The sequence below is a fragment of the Paractinoplanes ovalisporus genome (assembly GCF_016834655.1).
GTDB classification, from domain to species: Bacteria; Actinomycetota; Actinomycetes; order Mycobacteriales; family Micromonosporaceae; genus Actinoplanes; species Actinoplanes ovalisporus.
The window spans coordinates 241,474-261,117 of the sequence record NZ_JAENHP010000012.1; the positions used below are offsets into that span (position 1 = coordinate 241,474).

Consider the following 19,644-nt stretch of genomic DNA (forward strand, 5'->3'; position numbering starts at 1 on the left):
GTCAGGACGCGGTGCCGTCGGCGCCACCGTCGTGACCGGCCGGGTTGGCGCCACCGTCGGCCGGACCCTCGCCCGCGCCGCCGTCAGCGCCACCGTCGTGACCGGACGGGTTCGCGCCACCGTCAGCCGGACCCTCGCCCGCGCCGCCGTCAGCGCCACCGTCGTGACCGGACGGGTTCGCACCGCCGTCAGCCGGACCCTCGCCCGCCGAACCGTCCGCCCCACCGTCATGACCGGACGGGTTCGCACCGCCGTCGGCCGGGCCCTCGCCCGCGCTGGAGGCCGAACCCGAGGTGATGTCGTCATCGCTGAGAGACATGGAAGCTCCTTCGTCGGTGGAGGTTGCAGCAGCGGCGAGGTACCCCGTGATCAAGGGGTCTAACCTGCCTGTGACGTGGGTATCCACTCCGGGTGCTGAACATCGGGACCTCGGGCTGGCAGTACCGGGACTGGAAGGACGACTTCTACCCGCCGAAGCTGCCGCAGCGGCTCTGGCTGGAGCATTACGCCGGCCACTTCCCCACCGTCGAGGTCAACAACGCGTTCTACCGGCTGCCCGAGCGCACCACCTTCGAACAGTGGCGTGAGCGCACCCCGGACGGCTTCCTCGTGGCGGTGAAGGTGAGCCGCTATCTGACCCACGTGAAGCGGCTGCGCGAACCGGCCGAACCGGTCGCCCGTTTCCTGCAGCGGGCCGAGGCGCTCGGCGACAAGCTCGGTCCCGTGCTGCTGCAGCTGCCTCCGACCCTGCGCGCCGATCTGGACGCGCTCGATGAGACGCTGCGGCAATTCGGTTCCCACGTACGGGTCGTGGTCGAGCCCCGGCACGACTCGTGGTGGACGGACGAGTGCCGTGAGCTGCTGGAACGGCACGGCGCGGCGCTCTGCTGGGCCGATCGCCGGGGCCGCCCGGTGACTCCGCTCTGGACGACGGCCGGCTTCGGCTACCTGCGCCTGCACGAGGGACGGGCACAACCGTGGCCACGGTACGGACGGGCCGCACTCAAGTCCTGGCTCGAGCGGCTCTCCGGCGTACGGGAGGCGTTCGTGTATTTCAACAATGATCAGCATGGCGCGGCCGTGTCCGACGCCGACACGATGTCCGCGATGGCCCGGCGGCGGGGCCTTACAGTGAGGGCGTGCGCTTCCTCGAACTGAACGGCCGGGCGCCGGACGCCGCCGAGATCCACCGCCTGGCCACGCTCAACTACGGTCACTTCACCTCGATGCAGGTGCGGGACCGGGGCGTACGCGGTCTGGCTCTGCATTTCGCCCGGCTCGCCGACGGCAACGAGGAGTTCTTCGGCTGGCGGCCCGGCCTCGACGACGAGCACCGGCTGCGCCAGCTGATCCTGCACGCGATGGGCGACGAGACCGATGCCTCCGTAAGGGTCTCCTACGTGCCGGGGGCCGACCCCGCAGGCCCACCCGACGTGGTGGTGGCGGTGGCCGAACCGGCGAGCGACGAGCCCGGCCCGCCGCTGCGTGTCCGGATCGACCCGAAGTTCCGCCGCGACTGGCCCGAGCACAAGCACTCGGCCACGATGGGGCTGTGGCGGGCCCAGCGGCTGGCCCAGGCGGCCGGTTTCGACGACGCGCTCTCGGTCGGCCCCGACGGGATGGTGCGTGAGGGCACGACCTGGAACGTGGCGTTCCTCAAGGGTGACGAGGTGGTGTGGCCGCAGGCGCCGATGCTCAAGGGCGTGACGATGGTGCTGCTGCAGATCGCCATGACCATGCAGGGCGTGCAGTGGGGCATCCGGCCGGTGCCGGTGTCGGAGCTGCCCGATTTCACGGCGGCGATCGCGGTCAATTCCCGTACGGTTCGGCAGGAGATCGCCTCGATCGACGACCTGAAATATCCGGCCGGCGACAAAATGGCCGGGCTGATGGCCGAGACGTGGGAGTCAGTCCCCTTCGACGCCCTCTAACAGGCCTATCAACTCCGTCGCGTTGCGCTGGGCATAGTCGCTGTAGCAGTTGTTGAACAGCACGTGCGTGCGGTCGGCTTCGGCGGCCAGCTCGCGCAGGCGCGGCGCCCACCCGGCCAGTTCCTGGTGGGAGTATTCATAGCCGAACTTCTCGTGGATGTCCTTGCTGGTCCACTTGTCGCTGTGCCCGTGGAAACGGACCACCGCGAGGTCGGCCGTCGCCGCCATCACCGGCGGCACCGAGGTCTTGTAGCCCTGCGGCATGTCGACACCGACGAAGGCGAGCTTGTGGGCACGCAGGAAGTCGAGCGTCTCGTTCTGGTTGGCGCCCTCGAACCACGAGGAATTGCGGAACTCGAACACCGGGCGGATCGGCTTGCAGCGGGCCGCCACCTCGAGGATGTATTCCTTGTTGGACTTGCGGATGCCGAACCACGGCGGGAACTGGAAGAGCACCGCACCCAGCTTGCCCGCCTCGTCCAAGGGGTCCAGCGCACCCAGGAAACGGCTCCAGATCTCCTCGTACGCCTGTGGAGGCAGGTCGCCGGGGTAGACGTTCTTCTTATCCGTCTCGGGGCGCAGGTCCTTGTAGATGGCCGACACCTTGGTGGGGTGGCCGGTCAGCAGGCTGAACGCCTTGATGTTGAAGGTGAAGCCGTCGGGAGTCCGCTGCGCCCAGAGCCGGCTGGTCTGCTCGGCCGGCGGCCCGTAGTAGGTCGCGTCGACCTCGACCACGCTGAACTTCTTCGCGTACCAGGCGAGCCGCTTCTCCGGGGTGTCGGCGGTGGCCGGGTACCAGCCGGACGCCAGCAGCGTCCGGTCGGTCCACGACGCGGTGCCGATCTCGATGGTCCCCATCAGGTCAAGCTAGTCCGGATGCAGCCGGTCCGCCGCGCTCGGCGGCGGACCCGGATGTCTCCTGTGCTCGTCAGCTCGCCCGGCGCTCGCGGTTCTGCTTGCAGTTGACGCACGTGGTGGCCGAGGGGAAGATCTCGAGTCGCTCCCAGGGGATCGGGTTCGAGCAGCCCTCGCAGTTGCCGTAGGTGCCGTCGTTGAGCCGCTGCATCGCGTGCTCGGCCTGCGTACGCCTGTCGAGCAGGGTGCGCAGCAGCGACGTCGCGGCGTCGCGCTCGGCGGTCTTGGACCCGCTGTCGGCCTGGTCGTCGCCGGCGGAGTCGCCGATCTCGACCAGCCGGAGCTTCTGGTTCTCGGCTACTGCCGACTCGTACTCGGCGTTGAGGTCGTCGAACCGGCCCCGCAGAACGTTGCGGATCTGCTCGATCTCCTCCGGCGTACGCCCCTTCGATGCGGCCTTGCCTGTGATAACCGCTCCATTGACGAGCATGCGCTCCCTGCCTTCCTCTGCCCCTGCCGGCTGTCCCCCGAGGCCCCGCCCCATCGCACCGTGGAGCCGGGCTGATACCCGCCGACGGAGATCCCAAACGGGCTCTCCGCTGAAAAAGTAACCGGAGCATAACTGTCAGTGGTCGGATGCGCTACAGACTCGCTTCAGGAACGTTCGAGGACCATCGCGGGATGCCGTGGATCATCGACGCGGACGACCACGTCGGCGAAGGAGGCGGGCGCCACCTCGTCCGCGTACCGCTGGAACGCGGGCAGGGTCCACGCGCTCTCCGGCGGGGTGCGGCGGGCCAGCGCGGCGGCCGACATCTCGAGGTGCACGGTGACGTCGAAGCCGAGCCCGCCACCCAGCAGCAGGGGCCCGCTGACCAGCAGAATCGCCCCGGGCGGGAGGTCGCGGTAAGGCTCGCGGGCAGCCCGGTCGACACCCGCGTCCCAGAGCCGGGTGAGCACACGTCCGGAGCCGCCGGGGCCGGCCGGATCGAGCACCTCCCGGGCCAGACCGGCCTCGTCGAACCAGCCCATGTAGTACGAGTCGGGGTTGTCCCGGCCGAACTCCAGGCGCAGTGACGCGGGTCGCAGAAAATCGGCCGTGTCGATCCGTACCGTGGGACGGCCGAGGGCCTTCAGCGGGTCGACCAGCGCGTCCGCGAGGGCCCCAGGGCCGGCCGCCGAGGCGCCGTCGAGGGCGACCCGGAGGTGACTGTCGGGTTCCCGACATATCAACAGATCGGCCAGTTCTCCGACCAGGATTTCCGGTGAAACAGGACGAACGCGCACTATTCGTTCGGCTTGATCAGCACGTGGGCGTCGTCGCTCAGCCGGTAGCCCACCCCGTAGACGGTGGTGATCAGGGGAACGGCGCCGCCGAGCTTGAGGCGCAGCCGGCGCACGTGGACGTCCACCGTGCGCTCGCCGGTGTGGTCGTAGCCCCAGACGCCGGTCAGCAACTGGGCCCGGGTGAAGACGCGGCGCGGCCGCTCGGCCAGGAACAGCAGAAGATCGAACTCGAGCCGGGTCAGCGGCAGCGGTTCGCCGTCGACGATGACCTGGCGGGTGCCGGTGAGCAGGCGCACCTCGGGACCGGCGACCTCGGGGCCGGCCTCGAGCTCCGGAGCGGGCGCGACGGCCGGCTCGACGTGCACGGTGCCCTGACTGACCTCGACGAGCTCGCGGACCGCCTCGATGAGCTTGTGGGCCTGCGGGGAGATCGCTTCGCCGTTGAGCGGTATGGCGACCGTGACGGTCAGCGCGGGTTCCGACGGGCGGCGGACGACGGTGGAGCCGCGGCCCGGCCCGCTGGCATGTCGGGCGAGCCGTGGTGAAAGCGCACTGGCCGGCATTTAGTTGATCCCCCTGAAATACGTCTCGGCAACCGTATAAGACCGATCACCCTCCGTAAAGCCGCGGACGATATTTCCGCCAGCGCCGTTGTCGGGTCAACCCGTCAACCACACTGTGGGAAAATCGTTCCACGTCCGCCTGGACTGCGGAAAATGCATTCCCCAAACAGATTCTGTCAGACTGATTAAGCATTGCCGAACGCGCATCTTCCTGCGAATACTTGCCGCGTACCGCAAGCAACAAGCGTTTGCGCTGGCCAAAGTGTGCGCGGACGACCTCGGCCGGCGGCACAGTCGGGCAGCCTCCTGAGACGGAAGACACACCGACGCCACCATTTACCGCCGTGCGTGCAAAAAGAATCCGGGCGTCCCATCGGGAACGCCCGGATTCCGGAGACCGGTATTTAGTTGCTGCCGGAGATGAGACGACGACCCACGGCCGCGATGAGCCGGTCGAGTTCCGAACCGAACGGGTTGTCGTGCACCAGGTAGGTCCAGGTGGCGCTCGGCCGCACGATCTTGGCGCGGTCGGGCTCGAAGCCCTCGGAGAGGTCGACCTCTTCGAACGCCTCGATCGTGCGCGCTTCGACGTCGAGCAGGAGCTTCTGGAAGGCCGGCACGGCGGCCCGGTGGAACTCGTCGAGCGGGTCGAGCTTGCCCAGCGCGCGCAGGTGCACGCCCTCGCGCACCTCGGAGAGCTCGGCCAAGTGGTCGACCCAGAGCCGGTCGAGGTGGAACAGCGCGATGGCCCGGGCGGCGTCGGAGAGGACGTCCTCGTCGGTCTCCTTGGCCTTCTCGGGCGACCGCTCGAGCAGCATGATCGCGGCGACCTCGGAGGTGAGCAGGCGCTCGCGGCGTTCGGCCAGGGCCACCCGCTGCTGCTCGATGACGACGCTGTAGCGCCAGGTGTTGCGGTGGATCTCGTGGTTGACGCCCTCGGCGACCCGCTGGGCGTGCTCGACCGCGTATTCCACCTGGTCGTCGTGGACGACGCCGTCCATGTCCATGCGCGGCGAGGCCGGCAGGATGTCGCCGGCGTGCCGGGTGACCAGCTCGTCCTCGAGGCTGACGAAGAAGACCGACCCGCCCGGGTCGCCCTGGCGGCCGGCGCGGCCGCGCAGCTGGTCGTCGACGCGGCGGCTGTCGTGCCGGCCGGCGCCGATGACGTAGAGCCCGCCCAGCTCGACGACCTCGTCGCGGTCGGCCTCGTCGCTGCCGCCGAGGCGGATGTCGACACCACGGCCGGCCATCTGGGTCGAGACGGTGACCGCGCCCTTGGCGCCCGCCTCGGCGATGATCCGCGCCTCCTCGGCGTCGTTCTTCGCGTTCAGCACGTTCGACGGCACGCCGACCGCGGCCAGCTGCTTGGCCAGCAGCTCGGACGCCTTCACGTCGAGGGTGCCGACCAGCACCGGCCGGCCCTTCTCGTGGGCGATCTTGATCTCTTCGACCAGGGCCTCGTCGCGGGTCTCGTGCGCCGAGTAGATGCGGTCGGGCTCGTCCTCACGGATGTTCTCGGTGTTGGACGGGATGACCGCGACCTCGAGCTTGAAGTATTCGCGGAGCTGCTCGCCGACGTGCACGGCGGTGGCCGTCATGCCGCACACCGTCTTGTAGAGAGCGATGTAGGCCTGCACGGTGATGGTGTCGAGGACCTCGCCCTCGGCGGTGGCGCTCAGGCCCTCCTTCGCCTCGACCGCGGCCTGCAGGCCGTCGGGCCAGCGGCGGCGCTGGGCGACCCGGCCGCGCATCTCGTCGATCAGCTCGACCGAGCCGTTGCGCACGATGTAGTCGACGTCGCGGCGCAGCAGGGCGTGGGCGTGCAGGGCCACGTTGACCGCGGACAGCTGCTGAACCTGGTCGTCGGCGTAGAGGTCGATGTCGCCGAGCTGCTCCTCGATCTTCTTGAGGCCGGCCTCGGTGAAGGCCACGCTGCGGCCGTCCTCGGCCACCTCGTAGTCCTTGCCCGCCTTGAGCTCGCGCACCAGCCCCGCCGCGTCGTGCACCGGGTCGGCCTCGGTGGCGATGCTGCCGGCCAGCACCATCGGCACCCGGGCCTCGTCGATGAGGATCGAGTCGGCCTCGTCGACGATCGCCGTGGCCAGCTCGCGCTGCACGCGGTCTTCGACGTCGGTGACCAGCTGGTCGCGCAGGTAGTCGAAGCCGGCCTCGCTGACCGAGACATAGGTGACGTCGGCCAGGTAGGCCTCGCGGCGCTCGGAGGGGGTGGCGGCCTCGGTGACCCAGGCGACCGAGAGGCCGAGCAGCTTGTAGACCGGCTCCATCCACTCGGCGTCGCGGCGGGCCAGGTAGTCGTTGACGGTGAGCACGTGCACCGGGCCGTGGCCGAGACGGACGTGCCCGTACGCCGCGATGGTCGCGGTCAGCGTCTTGCCCTCACCGGTGGCCATCTCGGCGACCTTGCCCGAGAGCAGCGCCATGGCGCCGAGCAGCTGCACGTCGTAAGGTCGCTGTTCGAGCGCGCGCCACGCGGCCTCGCGGCCGATCGCGCACAGCTCGGTGAAGTCGGTGGCCTCCTGGGCGGCGGCGGTCAGCGCCTCGTCGTCGAGCTCGCGCAGCGCCTCCTCACGCGCGTCGATGGCCGGCAGGCGCTTGGAGAACGGCGCGAGGTCGACCGTTGTGCCCGGACGCTGCAGAAACTTGCGAAACCGGCTCTTCAGCCGCGACGACACACCCATGGCGGGCAACGGTACTTCATTTCCCTGGGAGGTTGGTGCCGACCTTCACCTCACACCGCGTTTGTGTCGGGGTCATGGCGGGCACCATGTCGGGCGCGGATCTATGCGGTGGAGGAGGCGTGGTGCCGAGTCAGCTCGTATGCCGCCCGGAACGGGGGTTTCCGGTCGCCGCGCTGCGTGTCAGCGGCACCCTCGATCAGGTCACCGGCGACGCGCTGCAGCAGGCGGTCCGGCTGCGCCTGGCCGACCAGCCCACTCTGCTTCTGCTCGACGTCGCCGGCCTGCGGATCGGCGACCCGGTCGGGCTCGCGGCGCTCAGCGCGGTCGTCTGTCAGGCGTTCGAGTGGCCCGACGTGCCGGTTGTCCTCTGCGGCGCCGACGCCCCCACCATGGCCATGATCTCGGACGCGCCCGACTGCACCGGTCTGGACTTCGCCGGCGACTACGCGGGCGCCCTCGCCACCGCCCGGGCCGAGACCGTCCCGCCGCGGATCCGGGTGCGCCTGCGCCCGGTGCCGGACGCCTGCCGCCAGGTCCGCTCGCTGGTCACCCAGGCCTGCTCGGCCTGGGAGCGGGCCGACGTGGCGTCGATCGCGACCCTGATCGCGACCGAGCTCGTGGCCAACGTCGTACGGCACGCCCGGACCAGCATGGAGTTCACCGTGCGGCCGCTGCAGGGCGGTCGCCTCGGCATGACCGTGCGGGACCGTAGCCGGCGGATGCCCAAGCCGGCCGACGCCGGGTTGTCCGACGCCGGCGGGCGCGGCCTGCGGCTCGTGCGGGATCTGACCGACGCCTGGGGCGTCCTGCCGGTCACCGACGGCAAGGTCGTCTGGACCCGGATGCGCGCGGACACGCTCTGATTCGTCACCGGGGCGCGCTGACGCGCCGGGCGACGTGCGGTAGCGTCGCTCTGTGCAACCGGCTGACCCCCATTTCGAAGCGCTGCTGATCTATCTCAAGGAGTCTCGCGGCTTCGACTTCACCGGGTACAAACGTTCCAGCCTCGTGCGGCGGGTCGACCGCCGGATGAGCCAGGTCGGCGCGTCGGAATATCAGGACTACGTGGACTACCTCCAGGTCCATCCGGACGAGTTCACCGCGCTGTTCAACACGATCCTGATCAACGTCACCGGCTTCTTCCGCGACGCCGACGCCTGGGAATACCTCGCCAAGGACGTCCTGGGGCCGATGATCGAGGCCAAGCCGGCCGACTCGCCCATCCGGATCTGGTGCGCGGGCTGCGCCTCCGGTGAAGAGGCCTACACGCTCGCGATGGTGCTGGCCGAGTTGCTCGGCGTCGACGCCTTCAAGGACCGGGTGAAGATCTACGCCACCGACGTCGACGAGGAACAGCTCAACGACGCGCGCCAGGCGACCTACGGCGAGCGCGCGATGGAGGTGGTGCCGCCCGAGCTCGTCGAACGCTACTTCGAGCCGGTCAACGGCCGGCACGCCTTCCGCAAGGACCTCCGCCGCTCGGTCATCTTCGGCCGCAACGACCTCGTGCAGGACGCGCCGATCTCCCGGATCGACATGCTGACCTGCCGCAACACGCTCATGTACTTCAACGCCGAGACCCAGTCGAAGATCCTCGGCCGGTTCCACTTCGCGCTGCGCGACGAGGGTGTGCTGTTCCTCGGCAAGGCCGAGATGCTGCTCAGCCACGGCAGCCTGTTCACGCCGATCGACCTCAAGCGCCGCGTCTTCCGCCGGGTGCCGCGCCTCTACGCCCGGCCCGGCGTCGCGTTCGCCGACCCACCGCCCAGTTCCGGGGCCCCGGTCACCGGCCTCGACGAGCTGCGCAACGAGGCCTTCGCCGCCAGCCCGCTGGCCCAGCTCACGCTCACCGCCGACGGTCATGTCGCGCTCTCCAACCGCGAGCTCGAGAAACTGTTCGGGGTGTCCTCGCGTGACATCGGCCGGCCGTTCCGCGACCTCGACCTGTCCTACCGCCCGGTCGAGCTGCGCCGCTACATCGAACAGGCCCAGCTGGAACGCCGCACGTTGCGCGTCGGCGACGTCGACTATCAGCGCGGCGGCGAACAGGCCAACCTCGAGGTGCAGATCAGCCCCCTGGCCGGGGTCGACGGCAGCCTGCTCGGCGTCAACCTGATCTTCCACGACGTGACCGCGTCCCGCCGCCTCAAGGACGAGCTGGAACATGCCAACCAGCAGCTCGAGGCGGCGTACGAGGAACTCCAGTCGACCAACGAGGAGCTCGAGACCACCAACGAGGAACTGCAGTCCACGGTCGAGGAGCTCGAGACCACCAACGAGGAGCTCCAGTCGACCAACGAGGAACTGGAGACGATGAACGAAGAGCTCCAGTCCACCAACGACGAGCTGCAGAGCATAAACGACCAGTTGCGCATCTCGAGCACCCAGCTCGACGAGGCCAACGACTTCCTCGAGACGGTGCTGACCAGCATGGAGGCCGGCGTCGCGGTGGTCGATCCCGATCTGCGGATCCGGATGTGGAACCGCCGCGCCGAAGACCTATGGGGTCTGCGCTCGGAGGAGGTCATCGGGCAGCACTTCCTCAACCTCGACATCGGGCTGCCGATCGAGCGCCTGCGCCCGATCCTGCGCGGGGCCCTGGGGCCCGAGGCGGCCACCGCCGAGCTCCAGGTCGAGGCGGTCAACCGGCGGGGCCGGTCGATCTCGGTGCGGGTGGCGTGCACCCCGCTGCGGCGGCGTGAGGGCGGCGTCCAGCCCGAAGGAGCGATCATTGTGATGGAGACGGCCGCAGTTGAATCGGCGTGAATCACCCGTTTGCCCCGGCCGAACCGGGGTAAGCCGCGCAGTCTGAGTCGGGAGGTGGGAGATGGCGATCAAGTACGAGGCCGATTCTGACGGCTCGCACCTGGTCGCGCGGGTGTCCGGCGCGCTCGACCTCACCGACGTCGCGGCGCTGCACCTCCAGCTGCTCAAGGCCCTCGCCGAGCAGCCCGACGCGCTGCTGGTCGACCTGTCCGCGCTGTCCGTCGCCGAACCGCTGTCCCTCGCCGTCTTCACCGCGATCAACCGGCAGGCCAACCGGTTCCCGGGCACGCCCGTTCTGCTCTGTGCGGCCCCACCGGCGACCCGGGCGCTGCTCGACGGACACGCGTACCGGCGGCTCAGCGTCTTCGACAGCCTCGACGGCGCGCGCACCCACCTGTCGGGCGATCCGGCCGCCGCCGTCCGCACGCTCTCCGACCAGCTGCTGCCGATCGCCGGGGCGGCCCGGCACGCCCGCGACATGACCACCGACGCGTGCCTGCGCTGGGAGCTGCCGCACCTGGTCGGCCCGGCCTGCCTGATCGCGAACGAGCTGGTCAGCAACGTGGTCGACCACGTGCACACGATGATGACGCTCCGGCTGGCGCTGCGGCGGCGCTACCTGCACATCGTTGTCCGCGACGGATCGCCGGTCGATGTGCAGCCGCCGGTGGATCTCTCACGCGGGCGGGGTCTGGTGCTGGTGGACGCCACGGCGCACTCGTGGGGTTGTGTGCCGTCGGTGGACGGCAAGGTGGTGTGGGCCTCGCTGCGCCGGGCGGCCTAGCCGCTTCGCCTTTGCTCCGTCATGTTTTGCTTTGTCACGTTTCGTCGTGCCCTGCGTTTTGTCACGTTTTGCTTCGTGCGCTGCGCTTTGTCGCGAGTGCTTTGTCGCGCTTCGTTTCGTCGCGCTCTGCTTTGTTGCGCGGGCGGTCAGTCTTGAGGAGACGGGCCAGGCCGGTGACCTTGAGGATCCCCGCCACGTACGCCTGGGCCCCGGTCAGGGTGAGGTCGACCTCGGCCACCGCGGCCGCCGAGGCGGCGTCGACCAGCACGGCCACTCCCGCCGCGTCGAGCAGCGGCACCCCGGACAGGTCGATCTCCACCGGGTCGCCGCCGGACAGGGCGATCGCGTGACGCAGGCCCAGCCGGAGCCGCTCGGCGGTGTCGCGGTCGACCTCGCCTCGCACCCGGGCCGTCACCACGCCGTCGTGGTGCTCGGCCTCGACCTGCACCGGATGACGCTCGGGCCGAGCCTCGACACCCTCCCAGCGCGGCGGGACGTCGCTCAGCATCGCCTCCCGCAGCCAGGACAGGGCCCGGGTCAGCAGCCGCGACACGTGCATCTGGGAGATGCCGAGCTCGTCGGCGATCTCGGTCTGGGTGCGGTTGCCGTAGAACCGCAGCGCCAGCATCCGGCGTTCCCGGGCCGGCAGCCGCATCAGCAGGTCGGCCACGGTGACCCGGTCGTCGACCAGCTCCAGGTCGCCGTCGACGTCACCGAGCAGATCACCGAACTCGGCGGCGCCGTCACCCACGGGCGCGTTCAGCGACGACGGAGAGTATCCGGCCGAGGACTCCTGCGCGTCGCGAACGGCCTCGACCGTCAGGCCCAGCCGGTCGGCGATCTCGGCCGCCGTCGGCGTGCGGGACAGCTGCGCGGTCAGGACGGTGGTGGCGTGCCCGACCTCGAGGCTGAGGTCCTGCACCCGGCGGGGCACGTGCACCCCCCACGTCTTGTCACGGAAGTGACGCTTGATCTCGCCCGAGATGGTGATGACCGCGTACGCCGTGAAGGAGCCCCGCCCCGGGTCGTAGCGGTCGATCGCCTTGACCAGTCCGAGCCGGGCCACCTGTTCGATGTCGTCCAGGGATTCGCCGCGGCCCCGGTAGCGCCGGGCCAGCCGCCGGCAGAAGGGCAGGCACAGCCGGGAGAGGGCGTCACGCAGCGTGGCGCGCTCGGCCGGGGAGGCGGCGACGATGCGTTCGGCGTAGGCCAGCGCGGCGGCGTCGAGATCTTCGAGCCCGCCCACCTCGGCCGGCGCGGCGGCCAGGCCGAGAGCCTCGACCGGTGACAGGGCACCGGTGTTCTCGGACATCGACGCTCCCCTCGACAGCCTCGGCCGGAGCTGGAAACGCCGGGGCCGCAGGTGATTGGGGACGACGGGTCGCCCACGCCGCCCATTCGGGACCCTACTGCCCTCCCTCACCGGTGCTCAAACTAGACGCGCGGATTCACCGCCCGGACTGATGCGGCGGGCCCGGGTGGTCGCGGTCGCCGAGGGGCTTGTTGAGCTGGCCCATGTTGGGCGCCTCGAGCTTGGGCCGGGGCGGGCGGGGAGCGGCGGCGGGCGTGCCCATGGCCGGCTCCCCTGGGCCGGCGTTGCCGCCGTAGCCCGGACCGCCCGGCATGCCCGGTGCCGCGCCCGCGGCCGGGGGCCGGTTGACCTGCCCCATGTTCGGCGCTTCGAGCGGCGCGCGCGTCATGGCGGCCCGGGGCGCGCCGTTCTGCTCGGGCCCGGAGGCGCCGAAATGCGTCGAGCCGTTGCCGGGGCCCGGCGACCCAGAACCGACGGAACCCTGCGGCGCCTGGCCCGTCAGGCCTTCCCCCGCGGAACCCTGCGGCGCGTGGGCCGTCGAGCCCGGCGGGACCGGCCCGGTGGAACCTTGCGGCGGCCGGCCGGTGAGGCTCTGTGGTCCGCCCGTCGGGCCCTGCGGGAACTGGCCCGTGTCACCGTGCGGCTGGCTGGGGCCGGTGGGCTGGGACGGGCGGCCGGGCAGCCCGGACGGCTCCTGGCCGGTCGGCATCGCCGGAGCCGGGCCGCCGGAGGCCGGGCCGGCGGGCGCTTGGCCGGCGGGCGCTTGGCCGCCGGGCGCTTGGCCGCCGGGCGCTTGGCCGCCGGGCGCTTGGCCGCCGGGCACTTGACCGGCTAGCGCCTGGCCGGTCCAGCCGGCGGCCTGGCCCAGGCCGGAAGGCTCCTGACCGGTGGGAAGACCGGACGGCTCGTGGCCGGTCGAGCCCGGGCTCGCCTGAGTGGGGTGGACGGCGGGCGGCGCTTGACCGGCGAGACGGCCCGTCAGGCCGGACGGCTCGTTGCCCGAGGCCAAGCCGGGAAGGCCCGACGGCTCGTGCCCGCTCGTCGGCGCGGCCCCGGCCGACGCCATGGAGCCCGGGGGCTGGTGTCCGGTTGGAGGCTGGTGTCCGGTGTTGTGCGCGATGAGACCGGACGGGCCGTCGGCGTCATTCGGGGGCGCGCTCTGGCCGAGACCACCCGGCTGCGGGGCGGTGAGACCCTGGGATGCGGAGTCCGGGCCGGTTCCGCCGGCCTGGGACGTGGCCGCGGCAGCGTTGGGGCCGGAGAGGCCGGGCAGGCCCGAGGGTTCGTGACCCCCGGACCCGGGCACCGCCGGGGGAACCGCCCCGGCCGACGGGTGCGGTTGGTGCGCGGCGGGCCGGGGCGGGTTGACCGCGGCCGGAGCCTGGGGCGGCGTGTTCGACGCGACCGGCGACTGCGGCGGCTGGTTCAACGCGGTCGGCGGCTGCGGCGGCTGATTCAGCGCGGTCAGTGACTGCGGCGGCTGGTTCAACGCCGTCGGTGGCTGCAGTCCAGTCATGTGCTGAGACAGGTTGCTCGGCCCCGTTGAAGGCTGCGACTGGTTGCTCAGGCCGGCTGACGGCTGGGAAGGGTTGCTCAGACCGGTCGAGGGCTGGGACGGGTTGGTCGGTGCCGGAGGCTGGGGCGGTGCAGTCGGCGAGCCGTACTGCGGGGAGGGCGTGGCCGGCGATTGCGGGCGGGTGTCCGAGCCCGGCACCCGCGGGCCGGTGGGAGAGCCAGGCAGGCTCTGGCCGTTTGTTCCGTTGGCCTTGGTCACGGGACGCGACGGAGTGAACTTCGGGGCGTCCAGGGGCCGGTTCTGGTGCCAGTCCGGCGGCAGCGGCGGCGCCGGCTTCCGCAAGGCCGGGCGCTCCGGCTCTTCCGGTCGCGGCCCAGCGGCTGAAGCCGCCTGGTCAGCAGCGGAATGCGCCGACCGGTCAGCTGTGGCCGGTGTCGACCGGTCAGCCGCCGACTGCGCCGTGTCATCCACAGCAGACGGTGTCGGCTGACCGCCCGCGAACGGCGTCGGCTGAGTCCCGGTGGGCGGCGCCGAGCGGACTGTCGTGGGTGGTTCGGGCTGCGCGGTCGAGGATGAGGGATGAGTCGGTGCCGCCTGACCGCCGGCGATCACGCCACCGGGGTGGCCCAGCTCGGCACCACCCGGGCCGGAAAGCTCCACGCGGGGGCCGGACGGCTCCGTTCCCGCGCCCCCGAGGCTGAGGTCGAGGCGTGGCTCGCCCAGCGTCATGCCACCACCGGAAAAACTCAGGTCAAGACGCGGCCCACTCGGCTCGTCCCCGCCCCCGGGCCGGGGCGTGGCGGACTCCGCGGGCAACCGTCCGCCCAGACCGCTGGGTTCCGGCTCCCCCGCGCCGCCGAGCATCCGGCCGGACAGGCCGCTCAGCTCGCTCCCAGCGGAGACACCCGACGCCGAACCGCCCGCCGCGAGGCCGCTGGGCTCCTGCTCCCCCGAGCCACCGAAAGCCGAACCGCCCACAGCAAGACCGCTCGGCTCCTGTTCCCCCGAGCCACCGAAGGCCGAACCGCTACTCAAACCGCTCGGCCCGGGCTCCCCACGGGTACCCGACGCGAGGCCGCTCTCCGTGGGCTCGCCCGAACCGCCGAACGCCGGGCCGCGGCTCAGCCCACCGGTCTCAGGGCCCTCACCCGAGGCGCGTCCACCCGGCTCGTTCTCCCCCACGCCATCTGACGCCGCCCCGGCGAACGCAGAACCGCCGCCCAGACCGCTGGGCTCCCGGTCGCCCGGGGCAGCCGGAGCCAGGCCACCCAGGGACAGGCCGCTCGGGGTGCCGGGGGTCGGGCCACCCAAGGACAGGCCGCTCGAGGAACCAGTGGACAGGTCGCCCGGGGACAGGTCGCCGTGTGTCAGGTCGGCCGGTGGGATCAAGCGCGATGACGCCGGATCCAGAGTTTCCGGCGCGGAGGGCGCGGAGGAAGCGGAGGAAGCGGAGGGCGCGGAGGAGAAGGACAAGTCGACCGGGCCGACGTGCAACGCGTCGCGATAGCCGGAGCCGGTCGCCGGGCTGTCCTCCTCGGGCCTGGCACGCCGCGGCTTGTACTCGGACCGGGCCGGCTCATCCTCGGCCGACAGCTCGATCGGCGACCCGAAGGCCAACGCGGACCGGAAGGCGGGAGCCGACGGGCCCGACCCGAGAGCTTCGGCCGAAGCGAACGCGGTCGAGGGCACGTCGGCCGAACCGAACGCGGTCGAACCCAAGGCCGTCGCGGGCCGGTCGGCCGAACCGAAAGCCGTCGACGAGCTGCCGGAGGAATCGGAGAGCGGGACGGAAGCCGAGGACGTGCGGGCCCACGGCCGGTCCAGATCGGGGGTGCTGAAGTCGAAGCCGGACCCCGGCTCCCCGTACGGCTCCCCCAAGCCCCGCCGGGCCGCCGCGACCAGCCCGGACTCCTCGGCGAGCCCGGCCGCGGCCAGGACGTCGCCCGCGGACTGGCCGGCGGTGCAGGGCAGACGTTCACCGCAGGCGGGGCACACGGTCACACCGTCGGCGGGGCCGCGACCGCCGAAGTGCGCCGCGAGCATCTCCCGGGCGGTGCGGGCCAGAACGCTCTCCGGATCCACGTACGCCTTGTTCGGTGCCACGTCAGCCGCCCCCATTCCGCTCCGAGGCGTGCGCCTCGCCTGACACGAAACAAGTTCACCGCCGATTGGTACCGATTCGCGCGCTTTTCAGCATTTCGGCGACAGGGGTGGCAGACGAGCAACAAGCGGCACCGGACGATGCGTCAGCGCCGGGCGCGAAGAAACCGACAAATCTATCTCCGCAGCCCAGCGGAGGTGCTTACAGTACTCACGATTTCACTCACGGTGCTCAGGCATTAACTCTCCGTACTATGTGAGAACCCCTCAGGAGGTGATCGGAATGGATGACGTCGACCTGCACCGCGAGCAGATCCTCCGGCACGTCGGACCCGTCATCACCGGTCGGTTCGCCGGCTTCCAGACCTCGTACACCCGCGAGGTCCGGATCGGCCAGCCGCTGGTCATGGCCGTTTTCCTGGCCGCCGGCGTGATTCAGCTGATCGGCGCGATGCTGCGCATGAAGCCGGGCCGCCGCAGCTTCAAGGAACTCAAGAAGGGCCCCGAGTTTCTCGTGACACCGGTGCGGGTGCGCGACGACCTGGGCCAGACCTACGAGGTCGAGATGCACGGGCAGTTACCGCAGTCCGCCCTGCACCGAGGCGACCTCGTTCAGCTCACGACCGCCCCGCAGAAAGACCCCCATCTGGCCGTACGGCTGGTCCGGCTGGTCAACCTCACCACCATGCAGCCGCTCACCCCGCGCATCCCGACGATGTGGTCGCACATGGGCCCGGCGCTGCTCCTCCAGGCCGTCCTGGGCTTCGCCGTCGTCGCCGCGGTCGTGGCCGTCCTGGTCAGTTAGAGATCGGCTTACAGCTTGTCGAGCGGCACGGCGTTGGCCAGCGCCAGCATGCCGGCGTCGTTCGGGTGCAGATGATCCCCACCGTCGTACTGCGGATTGAGCCGCAGCGGGTCGGACGGGTCGCGCAGCGCCTGGTCGAAGTCGGCCACCGCGTCGAAGGCGCCGTTGCCTCCGCCGCGGATCCACGTGTTCACCCGCAGCCGCACCTGGTCGAGGGCCGGGGTGTATTTCGTGTAGCCCTTCCACGGCGTGATCGTGCAGACGATCACGCGCAGGCCCTGCGCGCGGGCCCGGGTCGCCAGGTGGGTGAGCCCACCGGTGATCTGGGTCGCGTCGCTCTGCTGCGGCGGCTGCATGATGTCGTTGATGCCGGCGAAGACGATCAGCGTGCGGCCGCCCGCGCGTTCCAGCACGTCTTCGGCGAAGCGGGCCTGCGCCGACCGGCCGGCCGTGGAGTTGATGCGGTATTGCGGATATTGCGCGTCGAGCAGGAGCCGGTTGCCGGCCAGGCCCGCGTTGGCCACGCCGTAGTCGGGGCCGGGGGTCGCCGCGAGGCGCGCCGCCAGCAGGTCGGGCCAGCGCCGGTTGCGGCCCGCGGTCGAGGCGGCGCCGTTCGTGATCGAGTCGCCGAGCGCGACGATCGTGCCGGGGGCGCCGGTCACCTCGACCGCGGAGACGTAGAACCACGCCCCGGTGCCCTGGGTGAACGCGGTGGAGGCCAGATCGCCGGCCCGGTCGAGGCTGTCGGGGCTGACGAACGACAGCTGCTTGGCGTCGGCGTGGAAGGTCGACGCGGCCGGCTTGACCGGGGTCCAGATCGAGACCAGCAGGTCGGCGTCGGCCGCGACCTGCAGGTTGAGGGTGTCGCTGAGGACGTCGCCGCCGACCGGCACGGTCACGTCGCCTCGCCCGCCGAACGTGACGTCGCGCAGGGTGCCCTGAACCGCCGTACCGTCGCTGGGGTTGTCGGCTCCGTCGCGGCGGCCGCCGGAGTGGGCCGAGAGCCCGACGGTGACGTGGCCGAAGCGGACCGGGGCGAGCCCGAAGCGGTTGGTCAGCCGGATGCGCACCTGGGGCCCGCCGATCGTGGTGTGCACGACGTTGCGGACCGTGTGGCCGAGCGGGCGTTTCAGGTTCGCCGCGGCGGGCGCGGCCGCCCAGGCGGTCGACCATTCCGGGTTGGTGCCGGTCGGGCTCTCGGTGGCCGCCGCGGCCTGCGCGGATGCCTGCGGCGACGGGGTCACCGCCCGCAGCGGGCCGAGCGCCATCCAGGTGACCGTCAGGATCGTGGACAGGACCGAAGTCACCACGACGCCGATCAGCAAGCGCCGCACGTTCAAGATCTTGCCCTCCCCAGGGTGCTGATCCGGATGAAATCCGGTACGGCAGGGTACCGCTGCGATCGTGTTCGCCGGCGTCAACCTGCCTCACATCGACGGCGATGAGAGGGACACCACGTGCGATCTCATGCTTTGGTGTCGTCTGGCGCGACACACCGGGCTGTGCGAGTTTGATGGAAGCTGGCGAGAGAGGTGGTGTGCCGTGGGCGAGGACGTCGAGCAGGCCAACTTCACCCGTGAGGACCGAGCGAAGTACCGGCACAAGATCCGCCGGAGCCTCGACGTGTTCGCGGCGATGCTGCGGGAGTCGCGGTTCGAATTCGAGCGGCCCCTGACCGGCATGGAGATCGAGCTCAACCTGGTGGACGAGAACTGCGACCCGGCGATGCGCAACGCCGAGGTGCTGGGGGCGATCGCCGACCCCGATTTCCAGACCGAGCTGGGCCAGTTCAACATCGAGATCAACGTGCCGCCGCGGCGGCTGGCCGGCGACGAGAACGCCGACCTGGAACGCACGCTACGGGCCAGTCTGAACAACGCCGAGAAGCATTCCCGTACGGTCGGCGCGCACACGGTGATGATCGGGATCCTGCCGACGTTGCGTCGCGAGCACATGACCGACGACGCGCTCTCGGCCAACCCGCGCTACAAGCTGCTCAACGAGCAGATCTTCGCGGCCCGGGGGGAGGATCTCGACATCCGGATCGACGGCGTGGACCGGCTCGCCGTGACCACGGACACGATCGCGCCCGAGTCGGCCTGCACCAGCACCCAGTTCCACCTGCAGGTCAGTCCGGCCCAGTTCGCCGCCTACTGGAACGCGGCCCAGGTGATCGCCGGGGTGCAGGTCGCCCTGGGCGCGAACGCACCGCTGCTGTTCGGCCGGGAGTTGTGGCGCGAGACCCGGATCCCGCTGTTCGAGCAGGCCACCGACACCCGCTCGGAAGAGATCCGGGCCCAGGGCGTACGGCCGCGGGTGTGGTTCGGGGAACGCTGGATCACGAGCGTGTTCGACCTCTTCGAGGAGAACGTGCGCTACTTCCCCGCCCTGTTGCCGATCTGTGACGACGCCGACCCGGCCGAGATGCTCGAGCGGGGCGAGATTCCTCAGCTCAGCGAGCTGCGACTGCACAACGGCACGGTGTACCGCTGGAACCGGCCCATCTATGACGTGGTGAAGGGCCGTCCGCACCTGCGCGTGGAGAACCGGGTGCTGCCGGCCGGACCGACCGTTGTGGACACCATGGCCAACGCCGCGTTCTACTACGGCCTGATTCGTACGCTGGCCGAGGCGGAACGTCCGCTGTGGACCCAGATGAGCTTCAGCGCGGCCGAGGAGAACTTCCACACCTGCGCCCGGCACGGCATCGACGCCACGGTGTTCTGGCCCGGCATGGGCTACATCCAGGTCACCGAGCTGGTGCTGCGGCGGCTGCTGCCGATGGCCCACCAGGGTCTGGAGCGCTGGGGCGTCTCCCAGGGCGAGCGCGACCGCCTGCTCGGCATCATCGAGCAGCGCTGCCTGACCCACCGCAACGGCGCCGCCTGGCAGGTGCAGACCCTGCACGCGCTGGAGGCCGACGGCAACGACCGCCAGGCCGCCCTGCACGAGATGCTCCGGCGCTACCTGCCACTCATGCACGAGAACCTCCCCGTGCACGAGTGGCCCTACCCGGCCTGACCGGC

General features: G+C 70.9%; 16 protein-coding genes. 7 read left to right on the forward strand and 9 right to left on the reverse strand.

Features of this window, described 5'->3' with window-relative positions; translation table 11 throughout:
- Position 1 precedes the first annotated feature (1 nt).
- Positions 2 to 319: a BatC protein gene (locus JIG36_RS31035; RefSeq protein WP_203379926.1), complete on the reverse strand. Its 318-nt coding sequence runs from the start codon at positions 317 to 319 to the stop codon at positions 2 to 4.
- 92 nt (positions 320 to 411) lie between these two features.
- Between JIG36_RS31035 and JIG36_RS31040 the strand changes: the two genes are divergently transcribed.
- Both JIG36_RS31040 and JIG36_RS31045 read left to right on the forward strand, forming a co-directional pair.
- Positions 412 to 1,158 carry a DUF72 domain-containing protein gene (locus tag JIG36_RS31040; RefSeq protein ID WP_203379927.1) on the forward strand — a complete coding sequence of 249 codons (747 nt, stop codon included), beginning with the start codon at positions 412 to 414 and terminating at the stop codon, positions 1,156 to 1,158.
- A complete protein-coding gene (locus JIG36_RS31045) occupies positions 1,140 to 1,931 on the forward strand; it encodes an aminotransferase class IV (protein WP_203379928.1) in 792 nt (263 codons plus the stop codon). Before JIG36_RS31040 ends, JIG36_RS31045 begins: the two co-directional genes overlap by 19 nt.
- Here JIG36_RS31045 and JIG36_RS31050 read toward each other — a convergent pair.
- The 5 genes from JIG36_RS31050 to secA2 form a co-directional block, all read right to left on the reverse strand.
- A complete protein-coding gene (locus JIG36_RS31050; protein WP_203379929.1) occupies positions 1,908 to 2,789 on the reverse strand; it encodes a DUF72 domain-containing protein in 882 nt (293 codons plus the stop codon). The two genes, JIG36_RS31045 and JIG36_RS31050, sit on opposite strands and share 24 nt — an antisense overlap.
- Positions 2,790 to 2,859: 70 nt before the next feature.
- Entirely contained in the window at positions 2,860 to 3,276 is a 417-nt protein-coding gene (locus tag JIG36_RS31055; RefSeq protein WP_203379930.1) for a TraR/DksA family transcriptional regulator, read from the reverse strand.
- A 164-nt stretch (positions 3,277 to 3,440) separates the two neighbouring features.
- Positions 3,441 to 4,073, reverse strand: a complete 633-nt coding sequence (locus JIG36_RS31060) for a nucleoside/nucleotide kinase family protein (protein WP_203379931.1) — start codon at positions 4,071 to 4,073, stop codon at positions 3,441 to 3,443.
- Positions 4,073 to 4,636: a winged helix-turn-helix domain-containing protein gene (locus JIG36_RS54290; RefSeq protein ID WP_203379932.1), complete on the reverse strand. Its 564-nt coding sequence runs from the start codon at positions 4,634 to 4,636 to the stop codon at positions 4,073 to 4,075. The genes JIG36_RS31060 and JIG36_RS54290 overlap by 1 nt, the downstream gene beginning before the upstream one ends.
- A 404-nt stretch (positions 4,637 to 5,040) precedes the next feature.
- Positions 5,041 to 7,335, reverse strand: a complete 2,295-nt coding sequence (secA2, locus tag JIG36_RS31070; RefSeq protein ID WP_203379933.1) for an accessory Sec system translocase SecA2 — start codon at positions 7,333 to 7,335, stop codon at positions 5,041 to 5,043.
- A gap of 122 nt (positions 7,336 to 7,457) precedes the next feature.
- Here secA2 and JIG36_RS31075 point away from each other — a divergent pair, with 122 nt between their 5' ends.
- From JIG36_RS31075 to JIG36_RS31085, 3 genes are all read left to right on the forward strand, one after another.
- Positions 7,458 to 8,198, forward strand: coding sequence for an ATP-binding protein (locus JIG36_RS31075; protein WP_203379934.1), 741 nt, complete (start codon positions 7,458 to 7,460; stop codon positions 8,196 to 8,198).
- Positions 8,199 to 8,250: 52 nt separating this feature from the next.
- A complete protein-coding gene (locus JIG36_RS31080) occupies positions 8,251 to 10,101 on the forward strand; it encodes a CheR family methyltransferase (protein WP_203379935.1) in 1,851 nt (616 codons plus the stop codon).
- A 61-nt stretch (positions 10,102 to 10,162) separates the two neighbouring features.
- Entirely contained in the window at positions 10,163 to 10,885 is a 723-nt protein-coding gene (locus JIG36_RS31085) for an STAS domain-containing protein (RefSeq protein WP_203379936.1), read from the forward strand.
- A gap of 61 nt (positions 10,886 to 10,946) precedes the next feature.
- Here the strand turns inward: JIG36_RS31085 and JIG36_RS31090 are convergent, their stop codons facing one another.
- Together JIG36_RS31090 and JIG36_RS53515 are read right to left on the reverse strand one after the other, a co-directional pair.
- The gene (locus tag JIG36_RS31090; RefSeq protein WP_203379937.1) at positions 10,947 to 12,197 is read right to left on the reverse strand and encodes a SigB/SigF/SigG family RNA polymerase sigma factor; all 1,251 of its coding nucleotides are present in this window, start codon (positions 12,195 to 12,197) and stop codon (positions 10,947 to 10,949) included.
- A gap of 136 nt (positions 12,198 to 12,333) precedes the next feature.
- On the reverse strand, positions 12,334 to 15,816 hold the full coding sequence (locus JIG36_RS53515; protein WP_203379938.1) for a hypothetical protein: 3,483 nt from the start codon (positions 15,814 to 15,816) through the stop codon (positions 12,334 to 12,336).
- A gap of 280 nt (positions 15,817 to 16,096) precedes the next feature.
- Here JIG36_RS53515 and JIG36_RS31100 point away from each other — a divergent pair, with 280 nt between their 5' ends.
- Complete coding sequence (locus JIG36_RS31100) at positions 16,097 to 16,618, forward strand: hypothetical protein (protein ID WP_203379939.1); 522 nt, start codon at positions 16,097 to 16,099, stop codon at positions 16,616 to 16,618.
- A gap of 8 nt (positions 16,619 to 16,626) precedes the next feature.
- On the opposite strand, the gene JIG36_RS31105 is transcribed toward JIG36_RS31100, so the two are convergent.
- The gene (locus JIG36_RS31105; RefSeq protein WP_203379940.1) at positions 16,627 to 17,952 is read right to left on the reverse strand and encodes an SGNH/GDSL hydrolase family protein; all 1,326 of its coding nucleotides are present in this window, start codon (positions 17,950 to 17,952) and stop codon (positions 16,627 to 16,629) included.
- Between the two features lie 208 nt (positions 17,953 to 18,160).
- Here JIG36_RS31105 and JIG36_RS31110 point away from each other — a divergent pair, with 208 nt between their 5' ends.
- Complete coding sequence (locus JIG36_RS31110) at positions 18,161 to 19,639, forward strand: glutamate-cysteine ligase family protein (RefSeq protein ID WP_203379941.1); 1,479 nt, start codon at positions 18,161 to 18,163, stop codon at positions 19,637 to 19,639.
- Positions 19,640 to 19,644 lie beyond the last annotated feature (5 nt).

What these genes read in the sequence shown, in the direction of transcription:
- JIG36_RS31035 (WP_203379926.1), bottom strand. Translation starts at nt 319, where the DNA reads ATGTCTCTCAGCGATGACGACATCACCTCGGGTTCGGCCTCCAGCGCG.
- JIG36_RS31050 (WP_203379929.1), bottom strand. Translation starts at nt 2,789, where the DNA reads ATGGGGACCATCGAGATCGGCACCGCGTCGTGGACCGACCGGACGCTG.
- JIG36_RS31055 (WP_203379930.1), bottom strand. Translation starts at nt 3,276, where the DNA reads ATGCTCGTCAATGGAGCGGTTATCACAGGCAAGGCCGCATCGAAGGGG.
- JIG36_RS54290 (WP_203379932.1), bottom strand. Translation starts at nt 4,636, where the DNA reads ATGCCGGCCAGTGCGCTTTCACCACGGCTCGCCCGACATGCCAGCGGG.
- secA2 (WP_203379933.1), bottom strand. Translation starts at nt 7,335, where the DNA reads ATGGGTGTGTCGTCGCGGCTGAAGAGCCGGTTTCGCAAGTTTCTGCAG.
- JIG36_RS31085 (WP_203379936.1), top strand. Translation starts at nt 10,163, where the DNA reads ATGGCGATCAAGTACGAGGCCGATTCTGACGGCTCGCACCTGGTCGCG.
- JIG36_RS31090 (WP_203379937.1), bottom strand. Translation starts at nt 12,197, where the DNA reads ATGTCCGAGAACACCGGTGCCCTGTCACCGGTCGAGGCTCTCGGCCTG.
- JIG36_RS31100 (WP_203379939.1), top strand. Translation starts at nt 16,097, where the DNA reads ATGGATGACGTCGACCTGCACCGCGAGCAGATCCTCCGGCACGTCGGA.